Annotated in this window: 17 protein-coding genes; 3 read left to right on the top strand and 14 right to left on the bottom strand. The window is 52.1% G+C overall.

The annotated features are described in order from the left end of the window. Positions 1-22: 22 nt before the first annotated feature. The 4 genes from J2Z70_RS06035 to lysS form a co-directional block, all read right to left on the bottom strand. Positions 23-787: a TSUP family transporter gene (locus J2Z70_RS06035; RefSeq protein ID WP_209870441.1), complete on the bottom strand. Its 765-nt coding sequence runs from the start codon at positions 785-787 to the stop codon at positions 23-25. A gap of 29 nt (positions 788-816) precedes the next feature. After that, entirely contained in the window at positions 817-1,251 is a 435-nt protein-coding gene (locus tag J2Z70_RS06030; RefSeq protein ID WP_209870440.1) for an NUDIX hydrolase, read from the bottom strand. Positions 1,252-1,660: 409 nt separating this feature from the next. Further along, on the bottom strand, positions 1,661-2,380 hold the full coding sequence (locus J2Z70_RS06025) for a YebC/PmpR family DNA-binding transcriptional regulator (RefSeq protein ID WP_036728630.1): 720 nt from the start codon (positions 2,378-2,380) through the stop codon (positions 1,661-1,663). A 94-nt stretch (positions 2,381-2,474) separates the two neighbouring features. Continuing rightward, positions 2,475-4,037, bottom strand: a complete 1,563-nt coding sequence (gene lysS, locus J2Z70_RS06020; protein ID WP_209870438.1) for a lysine--tRNA ligase — start codon at positions 4,035-4,037, stop codon at positions 2,475-2,477. 656 nt (positions 4,038-4,693) lie between these two features. Here lysS and J2Z70_RS06015 point away from each other — a divergent pair. Continuing rightward, on the top strand, positions 4,694-5,104 hold the full coding sequence (locus tag J2Z70_RS06015; RefSeq protein ID WP_209870436.1) for a hypothetical protein: 411 nt from the start codon (positions 4,694-4,696) through the stop codon (positions 5,102-5,104). A gap of 436 nt (positions 5,105-5,540) precedes the next feature. Here J2Z70_RS06015 and J2Z70_RS06010 read toward each other — a convergent pair whose 3' ends face one another. The 3 genes from J2Z70_RS06010 to J2Z70_RS06000 form a co-directional block, all read right to left on the bottom strand. Continuing rightward, positions 5,541-6,659 carry a 5-methyltetrahydropteroyltriglutamate--homocysteine S-methyltransferase gene (locus tag J2Z70_RS06010; protein ID WP_209870434.1) on the bottom strand — a complete coding sequence of 373 codons (1,119 nt, stop codon included), beginning with the start codon at positions 6,657-6,659 and terminating at the stop codon, positions 5,541-5,543. A 15-nt stretch (positions 6,660-6,674) separates the two neighbouring features. Further along, complete coding sequence (locus tag J2Z70_RS06005) at positions 6,675-7,607, bottom strand: LysR family transcriptional regulator (RefSeq protein ID WP_209870431.1); 933 nt, start codon at positions 7,605-7,607, stop codon at positions 6,675-6,677. 126 nt (positions 7,608-7,733) lie between these two features. Further along, the gene (locus J2Z70_RS06000) at positions 7,734-8,873 is read right to left on the bottom strand and encodes a phosphodiester glycosidase family protein (RefSeq protein WP_209870428.1); all 1,140 of its coding nucleotides are present in this window, start codon (positions 8,871-8,873) and stop codon (positions 7,734-7,736) included. A gap of 151 nt (positions 8,874-9,024) precedes the next feature. Between J2Z70_RS06000 and J2Z70_RS05995 the strand changes: the two genes are divergently transcribed. After that, the gene (locus J2Z70_RS05995) at positions 9,025-9,966 is read left to right on the top strand and encodes an amidohydrolase family protein (RefSeq protein WP_209870425.1); all 942 of its coding nucleotides are present in this window, start codon (positions 9,025-9,027) and stop codon (positions 9,964-9,966) included. 82 nt (positions 9,967-10,048) lie between these two features. Beyond that, on the top strand, positions 10,049-10,588 hold the full coding sequence (locus J2Z70_RS05990) for a DUF4303 domain-containing protein (RefSeq protein ID WP_209870422.1): 540 nt from the start codon (positions 10,049-10,051) through the stop codon (positions 10,586-10,588). A 69-nt stretch (positions 10,589-10,657) separates the two neighbouring features. On the opposite strand, the gene J2Z70_RS05985 is transcribed toward J2Z70_RS05990, so the two are convergent. From J2Z70_RS05985 to J2Z70_RS05955, 7 genes are all read right to left on the bottom strand, one after another. Next, complete coding sequence (locus J2Z70_RS05985; protein WP_245368020.1) at positions 10,658-11,167, bottom strand: GNAT family N-acetyltransferase; 510 nt, start codon at positions 11,165-11,167, stop codon at positions 10,658-10,660. 427 nt (positions 11,168-11,594) lie between these two features. Then, positions 11,595-13,085: a TPM domain-containing protein gene (locus J2Z70_RS05980; RefSeq protein ID WP_209870420.1), complete on the bottom strand. Its 1,491-nt coding sequence runs from the start codon at positions 13,083-13,085 to the stop codon at positions 11,595-11,597. Between the two features lie 129 nt (positions 13,086-13,214). After that, positions 13,215-14,045 (bottom strand): aldo/keto reductase, encoded by an 831-nt coding sequence (locus J2Z70_RS05975; protein ID WP_245368019.1) that lies wholly within the window; start codon positions 14,043-14,045, stop codon positions 13,215-13,217. 39 nt (positions 14,046-14,084) lie between these two features. Further along, positions 14,085-18,608, bottom strand: a complete 4,524-nt coding sequence (locus J2Z70_RS05970; RefSeq protein WP_209870417.1) for a coiled-coil domain-containing protein — start codon at positions 18,606-18,608, stop codon at positions 14,085-14,087. Beyond that, the gene (locus J2Z70_RS05965) at positions 18,595-19,353 is read right to left on the bottom strand and encodes a DUF6063 family protein (protein ID WP_209870413.1); all 759 of its coding nucleotides are present in this window, start codon (positions 19,351-19,353) and stop codon (positions 18,595-18,597) included. Before J2Z70_RS05965 ends, J2Z70_RS05970 begins: the two co-directional genes overlap by 14 nt. Beyond that, a complete protein-coding gene (locus tag J2Z70_RS05960) occupies positions 19,350-20,873 on the bottom strand; it encodes a hypothetical protein (RefSeq protein ID WP_209870410.1) in 1,524 nt (507 codons plus the stop codon). The genes J2Z70_RS05965 and J2Z70_RS05960 overlap by 4 nt, the downstream gene beginning before the upstream one ends. Further along, the gene (locus J2Z70_RS05955; RefSeq protein ID WP_209870407.1) at positions 20,870-21,949 is read right to left on the bottom strand and encodes a Wadjet anti-phage system protein JetD domain-containing protein; all 1,080 of its coding nucleotides are present in this window, start codon (positions 21,947-21,949) and stop codon (positions 20,870-20,872) included. Before J2Z70_RS05955 ends, J2Z70_RS05960 begins: the two co-directional genes overlap by 4 nt. Positions 21,950-22,256 lie beyond the last annotated feature (307 nt).

Genomic DNA, 22,256 nt, shown 5'->3' with positions numbered 1-22,256 from the left:
TCATCCACTCCATTAGTTGTGCTTAATGCATCGTATCCCATATTTGCTTGCCGATCAATATGACAGTGACTGTAATGAATAACGGCCGAATATACGCTGCCCCTTTGCGGATCGCCATCCGGGAGCCGACAATGGCTCCGATCACCATAGGAATCCCCAGAATCAGTCCATGGGTGTAGCTGACAGAGCCCAGGGCAATGAATGTAAGCAGGCTTGTGATGTTGCTGGCGAAGTTCAGGATTTTGGCGTTCCCTGCGGCAGTTACAAATTCAAACCCCATCATCAGAAAAGCAAAAATCAAAAACGACCCCGTTCCCGGGCCAAAGAACCCGTCATAGAAACCGATTATGAGCGCTGCCATGCTTCCGGCCAGACGTAATTTACCGTTGCTGGCAGAGAAGGTGGAGACGTCTCCCCAGGCTTTTTTGAACAAGGTGTAGATTGTAATGACCACCAGCATCACGATCACCAGCGGCTTCAGGAACTCGGAAGGCACCTGACGGACAGTCAGCGTTCCGGCCATCGCGCCAATGACGGATAACGGGATGAGAGTGCGGACCAGCTTGAAATTGATTTTGCCGGAACGCACGAATGAGGCGGTGCTGGTCAGCGAACACATTGATCCGGCCAATTTACTGCTGCCAAGCAGCAGCGGAAGCGGAATCCCTACCGCCAGCAGCGCCGGAATCGCGATCAGTCCGCCGCCGCCCACTACAGAATCAATTAATCCGGCCAGAAATCCGCATACCACCAATATAAGAACCATACTGAGCGTCCAGTCTTCCATTACTGCGCCATCCCCCCCGCTACTCTAATCTAATTCCATCCGTGAGCGGCATACCACACGCCGTCCCTGAATGTATTCCAGGCCTCCTGTACGAACGGGATGATATTCTCCGGCAGCGCATCCACCGGGAACCAGCTTACCTCATCGCATTTGTCCGGCTCCATGTTGTGGATCACTCCGCTCCACTGCTCCGCTCTGAAAAAGAAATCCACCCGCTCATCCCCGGAGGTACGCAAGTGCATCGTTCCAATCAGGGTAAGATCGGCGGGAGCTATAACCGCACCGCATTCTTCCCGGACCTCGCGGATGGCGGCGGTATGCAGTGGCTCGCCGCCTTCCAGCTTCCCGGCAGGCAATCCATACTCCCCGTCATGATGTCCTGTATTCTTCCGTCTCAGCAGCAGGACTTGTCCGTCCTTAATCAGAAATACATGAACCACACTGACTAATCGAAAGACTTCCATTGCAATTCTACCTCTCTACTCTCGCTGCACATAACCACCCTTACGGATGAATGGGATTACCTGCGCGCTAATACAGTGTATGTTGTTTTCCACATACATTTAGGCCATACGCCAGCTTGGTAGCCAATGTATGTTGTTTTTCACATACATTTGGGCCATGTGCCAGCGTGATAGGCCATTGTATGTTGTTTTTCATATACATTTGGGCCATGCGCCAGCTGATAGGCCATTGTATGTTGTTTTCCATATACATTTGGGCCATGCGCCAGCTGGTAGGCCATTGTATGTTGTTTTCCACATACATTGGGTCCACAACAGGAGGAAACTATAGTTTCCTGTACAACAACACGAAAGAATAAGCGGACAAGCCTGGAAATCGGCTTGCCCGCTCATTCAAGTTACCGCTATTCTATTCTTCCGAATCCACGTTGTGGTAGACCTGCTGCACATCGTCCAATTCTTCGAGCGCATCGATCAGCTTCTCGAACTGAGCCTGCGCATCTTCAGGAATAGCTACATAGTTCTGCGGGAGCAGCGTCAGCTCGGCTACGGTGAATTCCGTGATTCCCGCGCCGCGGAAGGCTTCCTGTACCGCATGGAACTGATCCGGCTCAGCATACACGATGACCGCCTCGTCTTCTTCCAGCACATCGCGGACATCCAGGTCTGCTTCAATCAGCAGCTCCATCACCTCATCCGCAGATTTACCTTCCACCCCGATGACCGCTGTCGGATCGAACATATACGTAACCGATCCGCTGACGCCCATGTTGCCGCCGTTCTTGCTGAACGTGGAACGGACCAGCGGAGCCGTGCGGTTGACGTTATTCGTCAGCGCATCGACTACAATCATCGAGCCGCTTGGACCGAAGCCTTCATAGCGAAGCTCAACGTAGGTCTCATCTCCACTGCCTTTGGCTTTCTCCAGGGCACGGTCAATAATCGCCTTCGGTACATTGTAGGTCTTGGCACGCTCCAGAACGACCTTCAGCGCCCGGTTGGATTCCGGATCAGGCTCGCCCTTCTTCGCCGCCACATAGATTTCTACCCCGAACTTGGCGTAGACCTTACTTGTATTCGCATCCTTGGACGCTTTCTTTTCCTTAATATTATTCCATTTACGACCCATATCGTTACCGCTCGCTTTCCAACATTTGATTAAAAACAGTCTTGTATATTATACCTCTGTTCGATCGATCCCGTAAAGGGCAGTCCACACTCCTTCACAAATCCAGCAAATTCAGCATCTGCTCCGTCCCGGCTGCCTGGATTAGCCAAGGCAGACGCGGGCCTTCCTCTGCACCAAGCACCAGCTGATAGACGATGGTGAACAGTCTTTTTTGTTGGATGCGCATCGTCTTTTTGTCTTCATGATAGCAAATGGCGTAGATTTCGGTCATCAGCTGCGCTTCGTCCAGCTCCCTGCTCCGCAGCAGACTGCACAAGCTCCGCAGCCATCTCAGCTCCACTCCGGTAAGGGAATGATAATATGCATAGTTGGGCGAAGCTTGGATCGTCACCAGCTTGTGCGGCATCCAGTTCCTGATCCAGTATTCCGCACGGTCCGCCACCCTCTGAAGCCGGAGTTCATCAATCTCCACATTATTTCTGTTGAACATCTCCCGGAGCCTTCCCCTGTCGAAGTTGATTAAGGGAAGCAGACTGGCTACCTGGCCGAAGCTAACGTTGCTTCCAGCACTCACCGGGGAGTCGCTTCGCAGAGACAGCTCCAGCGCACCTGCAAGATCGCCCGTTAGCGTGCCTGCCCGTGCTCCCGCAGCATACCGCTCGAACTCCGCATAGTTGCGCAGCACATCCTCATCCAGCCCGATATGAAAGGCGGCATTCGGCTGGTATTTGGCGAACAGGAACAGAATGTTCTCCGGGGCGTAGACTCGGAGCAGATCATCTGGAGTGTAATTGTGCCCGGAGGAGCTGGACATTTTAGCGAAGCTGCCTTTAATACTGATGAATTCATAAGGCTCATACATGGGCGGCGAATACCCGTAGATCTGCTCTGCGATTACCGCAGCCACATTATAGCTTCCTGTCTCCGACGAATGATCCCGGCCTCCCGGCTCGAATACGACCTGCTCCTGCTGCCAGCGCATCGGCCAGTCGATTTTCCAGTGCAGCTTGATGTTGTCCGCCTGAGGAATATATACGGTATCGCAATGACCACAGCCGCAGCGGTAAGCCACGGTCTCCGCCGTGTCGTTGTAATCCAGAATGGTAGTCGAGTCTTTGCCGCATTGCCCGCAATAGAGATGGATGGGATAGAATGCCGCCCGCTCATCCGCTGAACTCCCACCTGTCTTGAACGACATCAGGATATCGTATATCTCACCCCGGCGGCGCAGAGCGTGCAGGATCTGCGGATGATAATGGCCTGACTGGTATTCCCGGCTCTGATAAATGAATTCCGGCTCGATCTCAAATACCTGGAGCGCCTGCTCGAATTCCGACTCGAAATGTGCCGCATATGAAGCATGACAGCCATACGGACAAGGCACCTTCGAATAAGGCAGCCCAATATACTGAGCGAAGCCGGGATCGATATGGGCTGGAACTTTACGGAACCGGTCGAAGTCATCCCACGAGAAAATAAACCGCACCTCCTTCCCCGCCCGCCGTAGTGCCTTCGCCACAAATGCAGTCGTTACCACCTCGCGGAAATTCCCGATATGAACGGACCCGGACGGACTGATCCCAGATGCACATACATACGTCTGCCGCTGCGGATGCTCCGCGATTAACCGGTTTGCAATTTTTTCTGCCCAATGCACAATGAATCACCTCTACTGATAGTATGAATCTTACTTGGAGCCTGCTTGACTGCGCTCGGAGCTGCCCGCCTGTGAACGCAAAAAAGCTCCCGCCCTCAAGATCAATATCTTGAGGACGAGAGCTTGGATAAGCTTCGTGGTACCACCTCTGTTCACGGACAAGTTGCCTGATCCGCCTCTTCGGGTACGGCCATGACGCTTATACCCTATCTCTGTAACGGGAGAACCCGGCATACCATCCTTGGGCCATTAGAGCCCAATTCCCTATGCAGCTCGGAGACTTTTTTCAGATCAGGCGCTTCGCTGCTCCCTTTCACCACTCTGGAGCTCTCTGTGAACGCTGCCGCCTGCTTACTCTTCTCTTCATCGCTTGTTGCTGTAAGTTGTTATGTGCAATAATACTGCGGGAGGGAGAATGTGTCAATTACTAAGTTTAAAATAACCTTTAATAGCTGTCAGGGATTTCGCTTGAGCATCTCGAACCAAAGACAGAACTCCAGAAAATTCATCACCCTAAGCCCATGCCATACTTTTCTTCGCTATTTTTGATAAAATCATAAGGAATACATAGCAAGCTCAGTTTTGTTAGTAACTTCTGCATTAGGTGGGTCAAGTCTCTTCTTATCGGTGTCCTGAACAAAAAAGGAGGATTAATCATGAAAAAAAATCTATTCTTCACCTTCATTAGCTTTTTATTTCTTATTGCTTGTTCTTCTCAACAAAAATATTCTAACGTGAATGAAGCCATAATGTCCCTTGAAAAAAACATTACACAAATTGAATCACCTGACGACTACATTCTTGAGGGTATTAAACCTGTTAGCTATAAACTGAGTAATGAGGAAATTATAAAAGTTTACGCTTTCGGATCGGAGGAGCAACGAGAAAGTGGATTAAAGCATTTTGAAGAAAGTATTCAGCTTCTTAGTTCCCACGCACCAATTGTCTACCAATCTGGAAAATATATAGTTCTGTATTACGCCCTCGTCGATTCAAAAACTAGAACACCCAAGCTAAACGAAATAGAGTTTGGAGTAAAAATAGAAAAAGCTCTCAACAGTATGTAACAGTAACAGTAAAAAATCACGATTCAGGTCTATGCGACTATTAGAATCGAATGCCTCGGCTCATATGGCCAAACGATCAGTGCTCTTCGGAGGGCTACTTGTGATTAGATGCACGCCTTATAACGTTCTATTGATCTACAACTGCAATCACACAGAACACAAGCCATCCGCAGCAAACAAATGGAATAACGTATCTTATTTCCCTCGTTTCTAATAGTTTCAGGTAAACAAGTGGAAAAACAGCAACTACTGGATCGGGATATACCACTATGGCGGAAATATGGGAGAAATTAAGTGTCGTTTATCCAACTGTTGTCCCGGCAAAGTCCGTTCATTCATCAGCAAGTGGAGGAAATCCACCTATGATCCGCCACAGCCCGCTGCCTGGCGATCCCCGCAAAAAGGAGGATCGCCCCCGGCAATCCTCCCCACTAACCTACACCCAAACCTCATTCGCCGTCTCAATCACCAGCCGCAGCTTATCCCACTGCTCTTCCTCCGTCAGAATATTGCCTTCCTCCGAGGAGGCGAAGCCGCATTGTGTGCTAAGACACAGTTTGTTGATGTCTACGTACTGTGCAGCTTCTTCGATACGCGCGATGAGCTGCTCCTTGCTCTCCAGGCCGCCATGCTTGGTTGTCACCAGTCCCAGTACAACGAATTGATCTCGAATGAAGCGCAACGGCTCGAAGTCGCCGGAGCGTTCGTTGTCGTATTCGAGGAAGAACGCGTCCACGTTCGTATTCGAGAAAAGCTCCTCGGCGACCGGCCCGTACCCGCCGGCGGCGAACCAGGTGGAGCGAAGATTGCCCCGGCATACATGCAGGGCAATGGTCATGTCCGCCGGGCGGCCGGCAATGCTCTCATTAATCAGCCGGACGTAATCTTTTGCCAGCTGATCCGGGTCAACGCCCCTGCTGCGCAGATGAGCACGATGTCTGCCGCTGCACAGCGTCCCCCAGGTGGTATCGTCCAGCTGCAGATAACGGCAACCGGCATCATAGAAGGCCTGAATCGCCGTCCGGTACACCTGAATGATATCTCCGTACAGCGTTTCGGTATCGGAATAAATCTCGTTTCCGTTATACTCCTGCACGAAATGGAACAAAGAGGGTGAAGGAATCGTCATTTTGGCCAGCGTCTCTCCGGCCATCTGCTGCAAGGTACGGAATTCCGCGACCATGGGATGGTCCCCGAAGGCGATTTTGCCGGTAATTCTGAAGCTCTCCGCCCGGTTCGTCTGCTCCTTGGAAGCGCCGGGAGTACCGCCAAGAGTGATCTTTCCAGTACCCTCAATCCCCAGGAAGAAGTCCAGATGCCACCAGGAGCGGCGGAATTCGCCATCGGTCACAGCCTTCAGCCCAAGCGCCTTCTCCTGCTGCAGCAGCTTTCCAATCTCTATATTCTCAATCTCCGCCAACTGTCCCGCGGTTAGTTCACCTTCCACATGCAGGTTGCGTGCATTCTTGATCTCCTCTGTACGCAGGAAGCTCCCGACAATGTCGTAGCGGAAGGGCGGTGCATTTCTTGTCGATCCGATCACTGGACTGCTCATACGTCCCTCCTGCTCTTATAGTAAGAAAGATTCAAGCTTGAAAACATTACCCGACACCAGATCATTCAGAATATCGATATATGTAGACATAATCTCACTAGGTTTGCGGTCCTTGTGGGCGATCCAGCCGACAGAGAACACTTCCTTGCTGTCAAAAGGAATCGTGATCAGCCCCGCATCATCCAGCTCAGAGGCCATAATCCCGGTCCCCACGGTATACGAATCGCTTCCGAGCAGCAAATGAGTCAGTGTGGCCCGGTCGGTCACCTTAATATTCTTCTCAATCTGTGTGAAGCTAAGCATCTCCTCCGAGAAATGCAGCGAATTGTTATCCCCCTGCTCAAAAGTAATGTAAGGATACGGATGAATGTCCTCGGCCGTAATTCTCTCTTTTGCAGCCAAAACATGCCCTTCCCGCACATATACATGCGGATTCGTATTGAACAGCGGAGTGAACTTCAGGTTCCCGTCACTGAACAGCTTGTTCATGATCTTGTAGTTGCTCTCGTTGATATACAGAATCCCGATGTCACTGCGCAGGGTACGCACATCCTCGATGATCTCATAGGTCTGCTTCTCTCTCAGGCTGAAATTGTATTCCTGCACCTTGCTCTCCTTCATCAGCTTCACAAAAGCATCCGTAACAAACGCATAATGCTGTGTAGATACCGAGAAATAGATCGGGCTGCGCTTCTTGCCGGTATAGCGGTTCTCCATGAATTCAGTCTGCTCAATAATCTGCCGGGCATAGCCCAGGAATTCCATGCCTTCCGCCGAGATGCTGATCCCCCGGTTATTCCGTTCGAAAATCGTGATGCCAAGCTCGTTCTCCAGCTCCTTGATAGCATTCGAGAGGCTGGGCTGCGACACAAATAGCCGTTTGGCCGCTTCATTCATAGAGCCGCTGTTCGCAATCTCAATTGCGTAGCGGAGCTGCTGCAAAGTCAAACCTTTTCCCCCTCCGATCATGGACTTCACCTGGCAGGTTCAGCAAAATAAGAATTTACTTGTTATCCTAGCACACCTGCCGCGTCTGATCTACTATTGATTATGAAGCAGGGAACCTAGCGTATGTTACTGGGTGCGCTTCTTGCCTGCGTCGATCTTGGCCGGGTCCAGCCCTTCCCAGATATTCTTGATCTTCGCGTTCTCGGGGTCATCGAATACCAGGAATGCCGTCGGCAAGTAACGCTCCCCATACTGCGAAGAGGGCTTGTTGACAATCTCATTGTCCTTCACCAGCACCGTCGAAGATCCCCCATCCAGATTGGCCGCAATGACCGCCCCATGCTTCAGCATAATCTGCTGCACATCATATAGATTCGCCCCGATGCTGTAGCCCGGCTGCCGCCCGTCAATTACTACGAAGATGAGCGCACCGTCCGCCCGTTGGCCCATAGCCGTTCTTGGCGCGATGCCCCAGCCTTCGGCGGCATTCTTAATCTGACCTTTACCGTTCACAATAATCCGTGGCTGAAAAGAAACCGCCTCCTGCACCCCCATCTTGCTGAGCTGATCCAGAGTGTAGTTACCGGCGACCATTTTGCCTTCCTTATCGATACCGACAATCTGTGTGGATTTCTTGCCGCCCAGTCCATTGTAGAACAGCTTCCCTTGCGAGATCACCAGCCCGATCGGCTTGAAGCCATTGCCCTTCCAGTTCGGATCGGCGAAGCCGCCGCCGTTCACCCCGGCGATAGCCCCGGTCCGCGCCACCATGCTGGATACCTTTTCCCCGGAGCCGATTTTGCTAGGCACACCCAGGCGCACCTTCTTGGGATCGTTCACAATCATGACATAGCCGCTATAGCCGCTGCCCGTGACTTCTTCAATCTGGACGAGCGGAGTATGTTCGGCTTCCTTTACAGGCTCAGGCTTGATCTCATGGGTATCTACCTCGTCGCCCATCTCCTCGAAGCGCTTGGTATAATCGCTGACGCGGTGCTTCAGTTCCTCTTCGCCGATAATATATTTGGCCCAGTGCCGGTGTTGAGTCGTAATCAGCGTATCTGCGATCAGGAAGCGCGTATTCTGGGCCGACGGTGCAAAATAGAGCCAGCCTCCGGCTGCTATAACCAGAATGAAACAGACCATGAACACTCTGAAGAGTGTGCGGAAGAAACCTCTTTTTTTGCGCTTCAGCGCCGGTTTCTTCTTCTTACGTACAGTAGAACGTTGTGGTAAAGAGCTCACTTCTGAAATCCTCCCTAACATACTGATAGTGGTTAAGTCTATAAACTCACAACTTCCATGATAGACGAAATCTCTGTTTTAAAAGTTTCAGTTTGTTTAACTCTGTCCAGAAACTGTAAACTAGTTCATATAAGCGCAGGCCGGCCCAATTAAAACATAGGAGGACAGCGGCATGAAACAGCAATTCATCACAGCCTTGGAGCAGAACAATCTGGACAGCATCCGGCAAATACCTAAAGGCGATCTGCACAACCATAGCACCCGGGGAGGCAACAAACGGTATATAAGTGCCTGGTGCGGTACGGCTATACCGGAATGTCCAACATTTAAGGATCTTGGGGAGATGAACCGGTGGAATGCCCGCTTTATTAAGCCTTTACTGCCTGGGCGAATCGGATATGAGAAGCGGATTGAAGCAGCTTTTGTCCAAGCGAAGACTGATGGTGTTCAATTGCTGCATATGAGTGTGACGATGGGAGAAGAGGAGTGGTTTGACGGCTCGGTAACAACACTGATTCAGACCATCCAGGGCATTCACCAGCGGTTTGCACCAGAGATTCATTTTGTCCCGGAGCTTGCTTTTCTCACCCATACGCCGATTCAAGAAACCATTGAGATGCTCGAACAATATCTGGAACATAACTACTTTAAATCCCTCGATATCTTTGGCGATGAGTTTGCCGTTCCCGGATTTAAGCAGGTGTTCCGCATGGCGAAGCAACAAGGGCTAATTCTCAAAGCGCATGTTGGGGAGTTTGGTACATCTGATCTGGTAAAACAAGCTGTGGAGGAACTGGAGCTCGATCAGGTTCAGCATGGCATCGCAGCCGCACAATCACCAGAGACGATGAAGTGGCTTGCCGACCATCATATCCAGCTTAACATCTGCCCTACCAGCAATGTTCTGCTTTCCCGGGTGGCCAATTATGCGTCACATCCCATCCGCAAGCTCTATGATTATGGCGTCACAGTCACGGTGAACACTGATGATATGATTATTTTTGACCAGAGTGTGTCGGAGGAGTTCGTTAATCTGTATCGGAGCGGATTGTTCCGTGCAGAGGAGCTGAATACGATCCGGGAGAATGCGCTTACGGACGAAAACCGGAAATAAGGACAGGTGCTTGCATTCCTATACGCAACGCCACTATTCTATAAGTGAAGTCATACTTAATCGTAATATAAGGAGGGTTATAATGAACGCTTTTCTTACTGAAATTGAACAACGGATTCGCGAGGGCTTGGTGGCTGACCTTGAAGCTATATTGGCCGAAGTTGCACATGAGAAGGTATATGTCTGCGCAGTCGGGACCGATAGCGACTTTGTCACTCTGTTCCTTGCTGTCAATACAGAGCAATCACTTGCCAGACATATTGCCGATATGACAAGTGAAGGCTTATGTGATGATGCTGAAACAGAGCTTTATTACAAATGGGCAATTTCCGAATTTCAATATGGTGAGCATTCGCATTTCAATCATATCAGCCGTTTTTTATATGCAGAGGATAATGTATACCAATATAAAGATGAAATGGTCAAAATCATTGCCAAGGCTGTTAATGAAACCAAGGACGATTTATTCACAAAATATAATCAAACCAAAGAGGACATTACCTTCTTTGTATCCATGACCGACGATGAGCTGGCTGAGGAATTAGAGAATGAATCGGTGGCGCTTATGACAAATCCTGAATTAGTTCCTGAATTCATGGCACGCTATGATGCTGAAATCTAAAGAAACCTAATAGCGGCAGCCCGGACATTAATATCCCTGACTGCCGCTATAGTAATGGTAATTCGTGTTCTACCTTGATTTTGTCAAGTATAGAGTAAGCTCATCATCCACCCGCACCTGACTTCCAGGAACCACAGGCTTGTTGTCATACATGAGTCCCCGGCCATCCGGAATGTAGCCGCGTTTGGTGTACAGCCTTTGGGCCGTACCGTAGCTGTCATATAATCCGAAACCAATGCCAATTGTGTCAAATCTGGCGAATGCTTCTGCTTCGAGAGCGTCAATCAACACACTGCCAATGCCGCATTTCCGTAAGGTAGGAATCACATCAAGATTCTGGATCTCAGGGATGTGATTCTCTGCAAAATAAGGATAGTGTGAGGTATACACGATATGTCCCCAGCCTGCAAACAGATTCTCATGGAAGGCTAATAGCGTAAGCCGCTTCTCCCCTTCGTTTTCCTTCCAACACTGTTCAATGTACGTTAACGGTTTGCTGACATCATGCGGGGCCAGCCCTTCATGTATCCATGTAATGTCTTCGGACTTCATCCGGCGGACCCTTATAGTTGAACTCATAAAGTCAATCCTTCCTTTCCAGTTGCACTGTGCCTATCCCCTAAGTGTACTTTGTACAATTAAAACGGTCCATTATTGCGCCGGGATTGACTTAATTGCACTTTGTACATTTAAATTCACCCTTATTCGGTAAAAGAGGGCTTTCGACCAATTATAGTTGTACATAATACATTTAAGCTTACAAATCCAGATTTACACCGTCATTTAGCTGCACGGAATACATCTATTTGCTGCATGCCCTCCGTAAGTACGTGTAAAATCTGCATTCCTCTTAACTCGTGTTACGCTGCTTACTTAACCACATAATAGCTTTTGAAAAGAAGCCGCGCATCCCTGCACGGCTTCCCCTTCTTGTCCATTCTATGCGTGTTACACTTCAGAATGTGGACGAACAATGCCTAACCCTTAACGGGTCAGAGTACCAGGCTCACCCATGTCTCCCGACACCGCCGCCGCTGCTTGCACTGCCGCCACCGCCGGAATTGCTATCATCGTCGTCATCGTTGGAGGAATACCGGCCGGCTCCGCCACCGCCCGAGTATCCGCCACCGCCACGATTCCGGTCATCATCATCATCATCGTCACGCGAGGAATACCGCCCCGCTCCCCCTCCGCTCGAAGAACCGCCGCCCCCGGAGTTACTGCCCCAGAAGCTGCTGGAGCTGGATGAGCCGCTCCCCGAGGAGGAGTGATGGTGCGGCCGCCGGTATCTTCTTCTCTGGCTGTAGCCATAGCCGGGCTGGCCGGTCCAGACGCCATATCGCCGGATATTGCGAGGGTTATGCGGATTCAGCCGTATCCCGTAACGGGCAACATAACGGTTGCGCGCGGCAGTCGCGAGACTGATTAGCGCGACAAGAACCAGGAAAATCCCTAGAATCATCATCCCCTTCGATCTGGAGACAGGCACCAGCTCCACAGGTTCTTTCGCCTTCACAGGTGCTTTGCTGACGGTGGAGGCTGCTGTAGATGTGGAGTTGCCTGCGGCTTGTCCCGAAGCAGCATCTGCCCGGGCCAGGAAGAAGCTGTAGAAGGCATTCGCCGTCCCCGTTGCACCGCCAGCGTAATCTTTTGCCGCGAATTTAGGCTCCAGCACCGTATTCAGAATCCCGCTGATCCGCTCATTCGTCAGCACTCTGTCGATCGACTTGCCCTGTAGCGCATGATAGTTATCCCCGCCGATATCCAGCACCAGCATCACATCTCTGGGACCGGCAGCAACCCCGGCGAATTTCGCATAGGTGTAATCCTGCAGGCTCTTACCGCCAGTATTCTTAACAGTTACCACATAGATTCCGCTCCCGGTGGTAGCCGCGTAACGGTTGCTGGACTGGTTCAGATAATCCTTGGTGACTTGCGGGAGGATTCCGGCATTGTCCGAGACATAGCTTCGGGTGCCTAGTGTTTCCGAGTAGCTTCCGCCGAGCTTCTGAATGAAGGCGCCATAGGTTTTATTCGCACCGGCGCTATACTTCTTGGCTGCGAAGTCCGGCTCCAGCGATGCCGAGAGAATCTTCGAGATTACACCACTGTTCAGTTCATTCTCCAGTCCCTTGCCGGGAACCGCCCAGTAATCATCGTCCTTAATGGAGAGCAGCAGCAGCAGTCCATTATTCTTGTCCGCTGAGCCGACTCCCCATGAATTGAACAGCGAGGTCGCATATTTCTCCATAGAGACGCCGTTCGTCGAATCCACGGTGACCAGCACTACCTGCGCCCCGGTCTCCTGATAGAGCTTCACCCCATAGTTGACCATGTAATTCTCGGTCTTCTCATCAATTACGCCTGCAAAGTCATTCACATAGAATGATTCTGAATGTTTCGGAACAGCAGCCTCCGCCCGCCCGGGTGCCAGCGGCAGCAGAAGCACAATCATCAGGATGGCGGTAAGTGCTGCTTGTATACTTTTACGATTCATAGTTACCCCTCCGGCTTCTCAAATCTCTTCTATTACTATATCGGTTACGCACAGGATGGACTTATAGTTCCATCTCTCTTATGTGTATGTCCGAATCTAGCAAATATTCAAAAGAGACCGCCGGGCCCTTTACTCGTTGTTGAACCGGTCCGGGTGAGAGCCGAAGCGCTGATCGCGGTTCAGGCCGTTGATCCGGCTGATCTCCTCTTCAGACAGCTCGAAGTCAAAAATATCGGCATTCGCAATAATCCGCTCCTCCTTGATCGACTTCGGAATCGTCACGATTCCGTTCTGCAGATCCCAGCGCAGGATGACCTGCGGCAGTGTTTTGTTGTGTCGGGCTGCAATATCAGCCAGCACCTCATTGTCCAGCAGATGCCCTTGGGCCAGCGGGGCCCAGGCTTCAATCTGAATGCCCTGTGCCTTGCAATATTCGCGGAGCTCTTGCTGGTTAAGCAGCGGATGCAGCTCCACCTGGTTGACCATCGGCTTCACGGTGGCGTCAGCCAGCAGATCCTCCAGATGATCGATCTGGAAGTTGGATACTCCGATGGCACGGACTTTACCGTCCGCATACAGCTTCTCAAGTGCGCGCCAGGTGTCTTTGTATTTGGCCCGGATCGGCCAGTGTACCAGATACAGATCGGCATAATCCAGTCCCAGCTTGCTTAAGCTCTGGTCAAATGCAGCCAGCGTAGAATCATAGCCCTGCTCTGTATTCCATACCTTGGTGGTGATGAACAGCTCCTCACGCGCAACTCCCGATTCACGGATAGCCTGTCCGACCCCTTCTTCATTTCCATAGACGGATGCCGTATCAATACTTCTATAACCGGCCTTGATGGCTGTTTTGACCGAATCAATAACCTCCTGACCCTCTTGTACCTTGAAGACACCCAGCCCGAACCATGGCATTTCTACACCGTTAGCTAATTTCGTTGCCGATTTTAAGTTCATCATAATCACACTACCACCTGTCTATTGGATTGGTTAGATTAACTAGAATAATGAAGCAGGGATCAGCTTGCGCCCGCCTTTGATCAGGGTCGATTCCAGGGCATCCCCTTTATCTCCGCCAAAATACAGCTGCCAGTACACGCCGAAGCGGATGCTGACATCATTCTTGACCAGCTCCGGCGGCGTGACGATCAGCCACTGGAACTTCAGCGCCTTCGAGATCTCGAAGACCGGATCGAGCACGTTATTCGAGACCATCTCACCGAACGGGTTATCGTACAGGAAGACCGTCCAGCCTTTGTTTTCCCGGTTAACGCGCTTGTGAGTCATAATCATCATCGCCACTAGCAATTGAACAGACTGACGCTGTCCGCCGCTGCCCACCGCCTCATCCAGCGCGCCGCGGTTGATGACCTCCCAATCGGAATAATGATAGTCCTCGGGAGCGGCATACAGGAAGTAATTCTCCGTCACCGGCTTATACACCTGCAACACCGGGAAGCGGTTCTGCAGTGCGGCGTACACCATGCGTCCATCGTTAATCAGCTCTCTGACAGCTGAAGCCGGAACCTGCTCCATCTTCGGGAACCGCTCCAGCAGGCTGCTGATGCAGCGGTTGAAGTACTCGCTGACCAGCGGTTCGATGTCATCGGTCGTCCGTGGAACGTTAATATTCCTGTAATTCAGCTTAACCAGCGGGAAGGCATGGCCGTTCTCATTGTGAATGATCATCCGGCGTTCCATCCGCTTCAGAATATCAACGATCTGCACCACACGCTTGGTTGCCCGGCCTACCCACAGCTTGCGGGACAGCTCCATATCCTCTTTATCGCTGCGGATGCTCTCCATCTGATCACGTGAGCTCTGAAGCATCGAATCCAGCACCTGTAAGGCGATAGCGAAATCATCCCAGTGAACATTGTTCAGGCGTTCCTGAATCTTGGTCTCAAGCTCCGCATTCCAGCCGGACTTGGCCACCTTGCCGCTTAGCTCCGTCTTCTCTTCCTTCACCTTGCGGGAGATCTCTGCCCGCTGGCTGCGGCTCTCCTTGCTGCGCTGCAGCCAATCCTCCACCAGCGTCTCGCAGCTCTCCCGCACCTTCAGCTGCAATTCTTCAGGCACATCCCGGAGCGGCACACGGTGCTCAACATGGGTATCCATGATCCGGCTCTGATTGCCGAGAACGAGCAGCCATTGATCCATAGAAGCCAGCGCCTGCTTACTGGTATTCAGCAGATGCTCATTCTCCCGGACCCGCAGACTGATCTCTTCTTCCTTCTGTTCCAGCGGCTCATGCCACAGCTCTACCGTCCGCTCATGCTTCTCCTTGATCGCCTTCTCGGACTTGCCCAGCTCTTTGCGCAGGCTGTCAAGCTCGGTCTGGCAGCGGATGAAGGAATCACGGAGCTGTTGATAGTCCTCGTCCAGAATCATCGTGTCGCTCTTCTGTCGGACTCTGGCGGACTGAATCATATCCGGCGACTCCTGCGGCTCAGGGGCAGACGGCCATCCGGCATCTACCTGCTGTACAGCAGCTTCCAGCTCGGCCAGCTGTTCTCTGGCCCCCTTAATCTGGGCTGTTCTTGTGCGGATCTCCAGCTCATTCTGACTTAGCGACTGCTGAAGACTCTCAACTGTACTGAGCAACTGCAGCAGCTTGTCCTGTACCTTCTCATTTAGCACTTCATCGGCAGCAGCTTCGTCTGCCTTAACATCCGCCTCAGCATCAGCACCCTGAACCTTCGCACCCGCAGCTTCTCCGGGGAACTCTATGTCCGGGAACCAGTTTTGCAGCCGCGGAAATACGGAATAACGGGCATCCCCGATCCATTTCTCGCGCTGCAAGGCGAGACTGTCCATCTCCGCCTTCAGCCGGGCGAGCTGCTGGTCCTTAACCGCAATCTCTTTGCTGAGATTATTCTTCTGCTCCACAGACTTGTGCTTGTCTGTATAGTTCTGCTCGTGCTTCCGGCTCCGCTCACTCCACTCCCGCAGCGCCGCCGCCCGGGTCTCCTGCTCAGACTTCTCCGCTTCACAGGCTGACAGGTCTCTGGAAATACCAGCCAGAACCTCCTCATAGCGTACCTGTTCTGCGTTCATTTCATTCAGCTGGCTGTGTAGCTGCTGCAGCAGGGTCTCCGCACTCTTCTGTCTGCTCCGCAGACTTGCGGTATGTTCGCCTTGATGCAGGCGTTCATATTCCTGCCGGCCGGATCTCAGCTTGGCAAGATACGCTTCCTCCGCCTGAAGCTCCTCCTCCTGCTCACGGAGTCTGGAGGCCATCCCCCGCTTCCACTCCTGGAAATGATCCGGCTGCAAGACCATCTGCGGCCCTTGATGCGCCAGCAGCAGGAAGGCGTCTGTACCGCCCTCCGCCATCTCCTCGCGCACGAAGATCGGGACCGGAGCCTTAAGCAGAAGCTCCTTAAGCAGCTCCGGCTGCAGCTTAGCCGCTTCACGCTTCGTGACAATCAGGCCGTAAGGAAGCAGCGGATGGCGTTCCAGTTCCTCCTCGCGGACCAGATAAGGCTGATCGTTCAGATACATGGTGCCGGTCATGGAGCTAATCTTGAGGGCATCCAGCGTATCCTTCACCGTTACGATATCATGGTTAGGCAGCCAGTAGGTTTCCTGCTGCAGCTCGACATCCAATAGCTGCTGATAATAATCCCGCCGCAGCCGCTTCGTCTGCTGCTCGGTATCCTCCAGCCTGCGAATGAACCGCTCCTGGATTAGAGGCTTCGCTTCGAATAGAGCTGTCGCGCCCAGCAGCTGATGCTCCTCATACATCTCCAGCAGCACTACGAGCTGTGACCAGAGCTGTGATTCCTTGTTCATCTGGGCTTCGATGCGTCCGCTCAGCTCCTCTGCCTGGGCCTCGGCCCCCAGCAGCTTCTCAGCCAGCCGGGTATGCTGCGTATGCAGAAGCAGCTTCTGGTCCTCAGCGGTCTTGCGCTGTCCGTTCAAGGCCTCAATCTGCTCAGTGAGCCCTCTGGCCGCAATCAGCGCGCGCTGAAGAGCGGCTCCCGGTGAGTGGGCGGCTTCCTGCCCGTGGCGGGAAGCGAACACGCCCAGATCCTCCGTATATTGACGGATCATAGCTGTTAATTCTTGCAACTTCCCATCCAACCTGCCCAGCTCCAGCAGTAATTCCTCCCTGCCCTTGCGCAGAATCTGCTCTTCCGCTGCATGGGACTGCTGCTGTCCGCTGTAGAAGCGGCTCTTCGCCTGCCATAGCCGGTATACCTGCTCCCACTGTACGCGCAGCTCCTGCTTGGCCCCTTGAATCACCTCTTGGCGCTCCTTCATCGCAAGCGACCCTTCGATGGCTTCAATCTCCTTCTGCCACTGCTCCATCTGGCGGAGCTGCAGCTTGCGCCGGGCCAGATAATGGGCGACCTCCAGCGATTTCTCTCTCTGCTTCGATTCTTCCAGACGCTGCTTGGCCCGTGTCTGATTGTCAGAGACCACTCTGAAGTGCTCCTGCTTGCCGTCATGCTCTTCCTTCAGCCGCAGGTACTTCAGATTATCGCTCTCGAATCTGAGCGTCTTCGCTTCCAGATAATGTCCGGCCAGCTCATCCGCCGTTCTGCGGCGCTTGTCTTCCGCCTGCTTCAGTTCATCATGAATAACGGTATAGAGCTGCGCTCCTAGCCTCTCGGTCTCCCGGAAGCTGAGGTCCGCCTCCGTTCCGAGTTTCACCGCTTCATACAGAGGAGCCGCAAGAGAGGTGAACTCGGCAAAAGCCCGCTCCCGCTGCTCCAGCATCGGCAGCCGCTGTGCAACCGTAGCGGTATCCACAAACATCCGCTGAAGCGAGCCTTCATCCTCGCGCATACTTCCCCCAAGACTGGAACCAATCTCTGGAATAATCAGCCGCTCAAAAAGATTATGATTGGTGAATGCGTCATTTTTCTGAAAATAGCCCTTGATGCCGCCCTCTTCCCCGTTGATTCTGCGCATATTGCGCCATTCATCAATATGGATATCATGGTCAGCCAGGTAGGCATAGTATTTCTTCAGATCGGAGCTGCTGCTGCCGTAGACATTAATCTCACCCCGCCGTTCCCGCACAAACTGCTGAATCGCTTCGAAGCTCGCAGGCGTATTCAGCTCATGATCATATAAGGGCAGGGTGGATAGTGTAAGCTCAGCCGTCTCCTCATATTTCAGCAGCGCGTATAGCAGATAATCCACTTTGATCTCAAGCTGGTCCATGGAATGTTGAGCAGTCATCGCGATCCCGGTGGTGACATACTCCGTCCGCTCCTTATCGTCGAGCCGCCATTCGATCGCCACGTGGAAGGTGTAGGGCTTCAGCTGTTTTTTGTGATTATGGAAGAAGGCCTCGACCTGGTTCTCATTATCCTTACCCCAGGCGGCTCTAGGCATCAGCAACTGGAAAATCGACTGCAACAATACGCCCTTCCCCCCGCCGTTCATCAGCGTAATCAGGGTATTGGCCGGGCCTTCTTCATTACAGAGATCAAGCGTCATATCCTCATATTTCTTCAGCATCTTCTCGTATTTCAGTCCGGCGATGCGGATTCGCTCAATGCGCGGCATGGGCTTCACCCTCCTGTTCGCTGAGTGTCCGGCCAACCAGAGCCTTCAGCTCTTTGTACCGGTCCACATCGTGGTAGAGATAACGCATCCGCTCGTACAGCTCTTCTCTTGGGAAAATCCGCTTCTCATTCTCGGAAATGAACACCAGATGCTCTTCCTCCAGCAGCTTCATGCCTTCATGGATGAGGCCAATCCGGGAGCCTGCGCCGCGGGTTAGCGAATCGCCCTCCTCCTGGCTGCGGGTCTGCATATAGAGGCTGGTCCACACTCTATGCATCGCCTGGATATCCAGCCGCCACTGCTTGCTGAAGCTGCCGTCTTCATCCATGCCGATCCAGCCTTGGAACAACTCGGATACCTGATCCGACAACTGAATATAGGACATGCTGTCCTGTCCCGGCTTGAAGTGCTGCTCATCCTGGTCCATCTCCGCCAGAAAAACGAGGATAATAACGTTAATGATATGTAGATGCGTCTTGCGCTCAATCCGTGAATACTTATTGCGCAGCTGAGTGAAGTTGCTGGCGAATCCGGAGCCGATCGGACTCACGAGCAGGTGCAGGCGGTGACCGGAATTCATAATCCGGCAGCCGGCTTCTTTGGCTACGTATTGCAAGGCGTCATAAGCGGAGGTATCCTGCAGACATTCGGCGGCAGCGGGATCATCCAGCGGAATCACCTTGCGCTTAAGCAGGTCGAAGAACAGCCGGGAAGCCTGCTGAACTTGCTCTAGGGAATAACTCATATCCGAATCATCTCACTTCTCTCTACTATAGTAATGGTATAAGGGCTGATCTCAAGACCAGGGATACAGATGCGGTCCTGCTGCTGTGAAGAGATGGTGGTCCGCAGCCTTGAGCCGCGCAGCACCGCAAGCTCCGGGTGGTCCAGCATCAGCCGCTGAAGCAGCTTCTGGCATTCGTCTGCCACCCCGTGGCCCTCTGCTTCCTGTTCCTCGACAGTAATTACGGTATGGAAAAATTGCACCCACAAATCCACGGCATCCGGGCAATCCGCCCAGCGCCGTTGCTCCTGCTCCGTGAACACCTCGGCAGTGAAGGTGAAGCTGCCGTGCGCAGCCACTCCGGCTATGACCGGCAACCACAGCTCGCATACCTCGGTCCAGGGAATACCTCTGGGCACATAATGGATGTCCTCGTCTTCCCCAGCTTCCTCCGTCACATCCGGCGTATCCTCCGGCAGGAAGCCAACCTCCTGCTCTTCCCAGGCCCAGGCCAGCGGATAGATGAAATCCTGGCTGGGCGAGAACAGCCCGCTGATCAGCGTCTCCAGGCTATCCCCATCCCGCAGCCCTTCGGGCTTCACCCATTCCTCCCACACATGGGTGCGGAAGTTAAAGCCCGCTGCTCCCCAGAATAATTCCGGGAAGTTCAGCCGCAGATTCGTCTCCGCTTCGAAGATGCTCAGCACGACCTCGGCCAGCTCGTCATGCACCCGCCGGGACAGCTCCACCCGCTCGGAGAGCTGACGCAGCTCATTGAAATCAATGACATCCTTCTCATCATTGGCCAGCCGGGCCAGCGAGCGATGGATATTATCGAAATGCTTGCGTTCCTCGTCAAATTGCTGGTGGATCTCCTCCAGCCGCTCATGCCGCTGGGTGCCGTATTCGCTGAAGATATGCTTCGGATTACGGCGCAGGGCATTGCGGTATTCCTGCTGCTGCTGTGTCATTTTGCGTACGCGAGAGATCAGCTCATTCACATCCTGCATCGCCCGGGTAACCCGTCCATGCTTGATATGCATCTGAATCTCCAGCAGCTTGATGCTGACCTGGAACTCATCGATAATCTCGTGGCTCATGAAGATCAGCTCCATCGCATACTCGGAGAGCCGGTAAATGGTCGTCCCGTTCTCCTCCCAGCTGATACGCGTAGCATCCTCGTCCACAGTGAAATACTTGTATTTCTGGACCCCGATCTGCCGGGTGTGATCATCGTAATAATGGGACTCGAAATCCCCGCCGCTGCCGCTCCACAGCAGTCCGTCTACCAGCCGTTCAACCGATTCCGGGCTGCCGAGCTTCTCTATGCCGAAGCGCTCAAGTGAGCTCCAAGCAAGATCCACCAGGTCCTCCCGGGCCCGCTGTTCATTCGATTCCAGCTCCAGATAATAGACCTGCAGCAGCACACTAAGCGCAATCATTTCCTTATACGGCTGCAGCTCACCCAGATTCATGCCTGCGCCCAGACTCCACAAGGGGTTCAGCCGCTTGTTCCGTTCTCCGAAATCATTCCAGTTCATGCTCTTGCCAACCTCGCCATCACTTCATAATTTAAGACTTCCTGCGGAATCCTCTTATTCTCAGTTAGTTGGGTATTCATACACAGCAATAATTCTGGAATAGCAGAGAACTCCTGACGCACCCGCTCCAGATAAGGCGGAGGACAGTCCGTTTGTTCTTTCGCATAATCGTACGACCGAGTGGCGTTGCTATGCATGGAAAGGTAAACTGGCAATGCCAGTTTCATGTTCAACTCCGGGTAATCGAGCTTCAATTTGCCATAGATCTCCCAGCCCTTCTTGTCCATATCGCCCACATAGAACAGCTGCGCTTCACACAGATCGATCCCCCGTTCCTCCAGATAAGACAGACTGCTGACAATCTTCCAACCTTCCCCGTAGATCAGCATGTCCGGCTGCAAGCCGCATACTGCCATATCTTTCACCATTAACCTTTTGGCAGATTGATAGAAGGAATGGTTCTCTGAAATAAGGATACAAAGTATTGGTCTATCCGGCATCATATGTGCCTCGAAATCTTCACGTACAATCTCGGCCCGGAGCAGTTCTAAGTTCAGACCCAGTCTGAATAGAAATTGCTTACCCTCCGATTCTGCCAGATATTTCTCCTGATCAAAAAGCTCCAGCGAGCGCTCTTCCCGAGTAATCGTCTCCCTGTTCTCTGCTGTTCGCAAAAATTCATATATCCGTTCTATGTACTTCCACGTGTCCGCCGTCTGGGCTTCAGGATGATTCCGGTAGTAATCCAGATTCATCCCTTTTGCGCCGATAACCCGCATCATGGCCGTCTCACTCCATCTAGCCTGAGAGGAAACAGGTACAGTCAGCCAATAGGATTCATCCAGATGGGTAGAGCTATACTTTGTCTTCTTTATAATAGGGGTCAAATATCCCTCTGTTATTAGTTCTTCAATTCCTCTAACAAACGCTGAGAGCCCTCCATCTTGATAATAGTCTGTTTTATAAGCAAAAGATTTCGTAACTGCTTCTTCAAGCTTCTTAAGCTTGATTATGCTTCTGGCTGTGTGAGAATTTCTGAACTTACCTTCCACCACTTGCTTAATGCGCTCTTTCATCCCATCACCCTCGCAACATAACATAAACCCAAATCCGCACCACAGGTGAAGGTTGGGCCAGAACATACAGAGATATAGACGGTTTGTTAATGCTCAGGACCCTGAAGAAATGGGAATGTATGTTTCTATTCTCATGTCATTCTATTATATCAATGTTTCATAGATATGGCTATTTACAAAATAAATAGGGGCTGTCCCATAAGTAAACTAGCGGAGGCAAGCCTCTATCTCCAAAAGCTTAAAACTCAAAAAGCAGCGATTCTCCCGTCATTGGAGAATCGCTGCTTTACGTTTTTGGTCATTTGCA

The sequence above is a fragment of the Paenibacillus silagei genome, from assembly GCF_017874735.1.
GTDB lineage: Bacteria > Bacillota > Bacilli > Paenibacillales > Paenibacillaceae > Paenibacillus_AQ > Paenibacillus_AQ silagei.
This window is presented reverse-complemented; position numbering and strand designations above follow the sequence as displayed.

What these genes read in the sequence shown, in the direction of transcription:
- J2Z70_RS06035 (WP_209870441.1), bottom strand. Translation starts at nt 787, where the DNA reads ATGGAAGACTGGACGCTCAGTATGGTTCTTATATTGGTGGTATGCGGA.
- J2Z70_RS06030 (WP_209870440.1), bottom strand. Translation starts at nt 1,251, where the DNA reads ATGGAAGTCTTTCGATTAGTCAGTGTGGTTCATGTATTTCTGATTAAG.
- J2Z70_RS06025 (WP_036728630.1), bottom strand. Translation starts at nt 2,380, where the DNA reads ATGGGTCGTAAATGGAATAATATTAAGGAAAAGAAAGCGTCCAAGGAT.
- J2Z70_RS06015 (WP_209870436.1), top strand. Translation starts at nt 4,694, where the DNA reads ATGAAAAAAAATCTATTCTTCACCTTCATTAGCTTTTTATTTCTTATT.
- J2Z70_RS06010 (WP_209870434.1), bottom strand. Translation starts at nt 6,659, where the DNA reads ATGAGCAGTCCAGTGATCGGATCGACAAGAAATGCACCGCCCTTCCGC.
- J2Z70_RS06000 (WP_209870428.1), bottom strand. Translation starts at nt 8,873, where the DNA reads ATGTTAGGGAGGATTTCAGAAGTGAGCTCTTTACCACAACGTTCTACT.
- J2Z70_RS05995 (WP_209870425.1), top strand. Translation starts at nt 9,025, where the DNA reads ATGAAACAGCAATTCATCACAGCCTTGGAGCAGAACAATCTGGACAGC.
- J2Z70_RS05990 (WP_209870422.1), top strand. Translation starts at nt 10,049, where the DNA reads ATGAACGCTTTTCTTACTGAAATTGAACAACGGATTCGCGAGGGCTTG.
- J2Z70_RS05985 (WP_245368020.1), bottom strand. Translation starts at nt 11,167, where the DNA reads ATGAGTTCAACTATAAGGGTCCGCCGGATGAAGTCCGAAGACATTACA.
- J2Z70_RS05980 (WP_209870420.1), bottom strand. Translation starts at nt 13,085, where the DNA reads ATGAATCGTAAAAGTATACAAGCAGCACTTACCGCCATCCTGATGATT.
- J2Z70_RS05975 (WP_245368019.1), bottom strand. Translation starts at nt 14,045, where the DNA reads ATGATGAACTTAAAATCGGCAACGAAATTAGCTAACGGTGTAGAAATG.
- J2Z70_RS05970 (WP_209870417.1), bottom strand. Translation starts at nt 18,608, where the DNA reads ATGCCGCGCATTGAGCGAATCCGCATCGCCGGACTGAAATACGAGAAG.
- J2Z70_RS05965 (WP_209870413.1), bottom strand. Translation starts at nt 19,353, where the DNA reads ATGAGTTATTCCCTAGAGCAAGTTCAGCAGGCTTCCCGGCTGTTCTTC.
- J2Z70_RS05960 (WP_209870410.1), bottom strand. Translation starts at nt 20,873, where the DNA reads ATGAACTGGAATGATTTCGGAGAACGGAACAAGCGGCTGAACCCCTTG.
- J2Z70_RS05955 (WP_209870407.1), bottom strand. Translation starts at nt 21,949, where the DNA reads ATGAAAGAGCGCATTAAGCAAGTGGTGGAAGGTAAGTTCAGAAATTCT.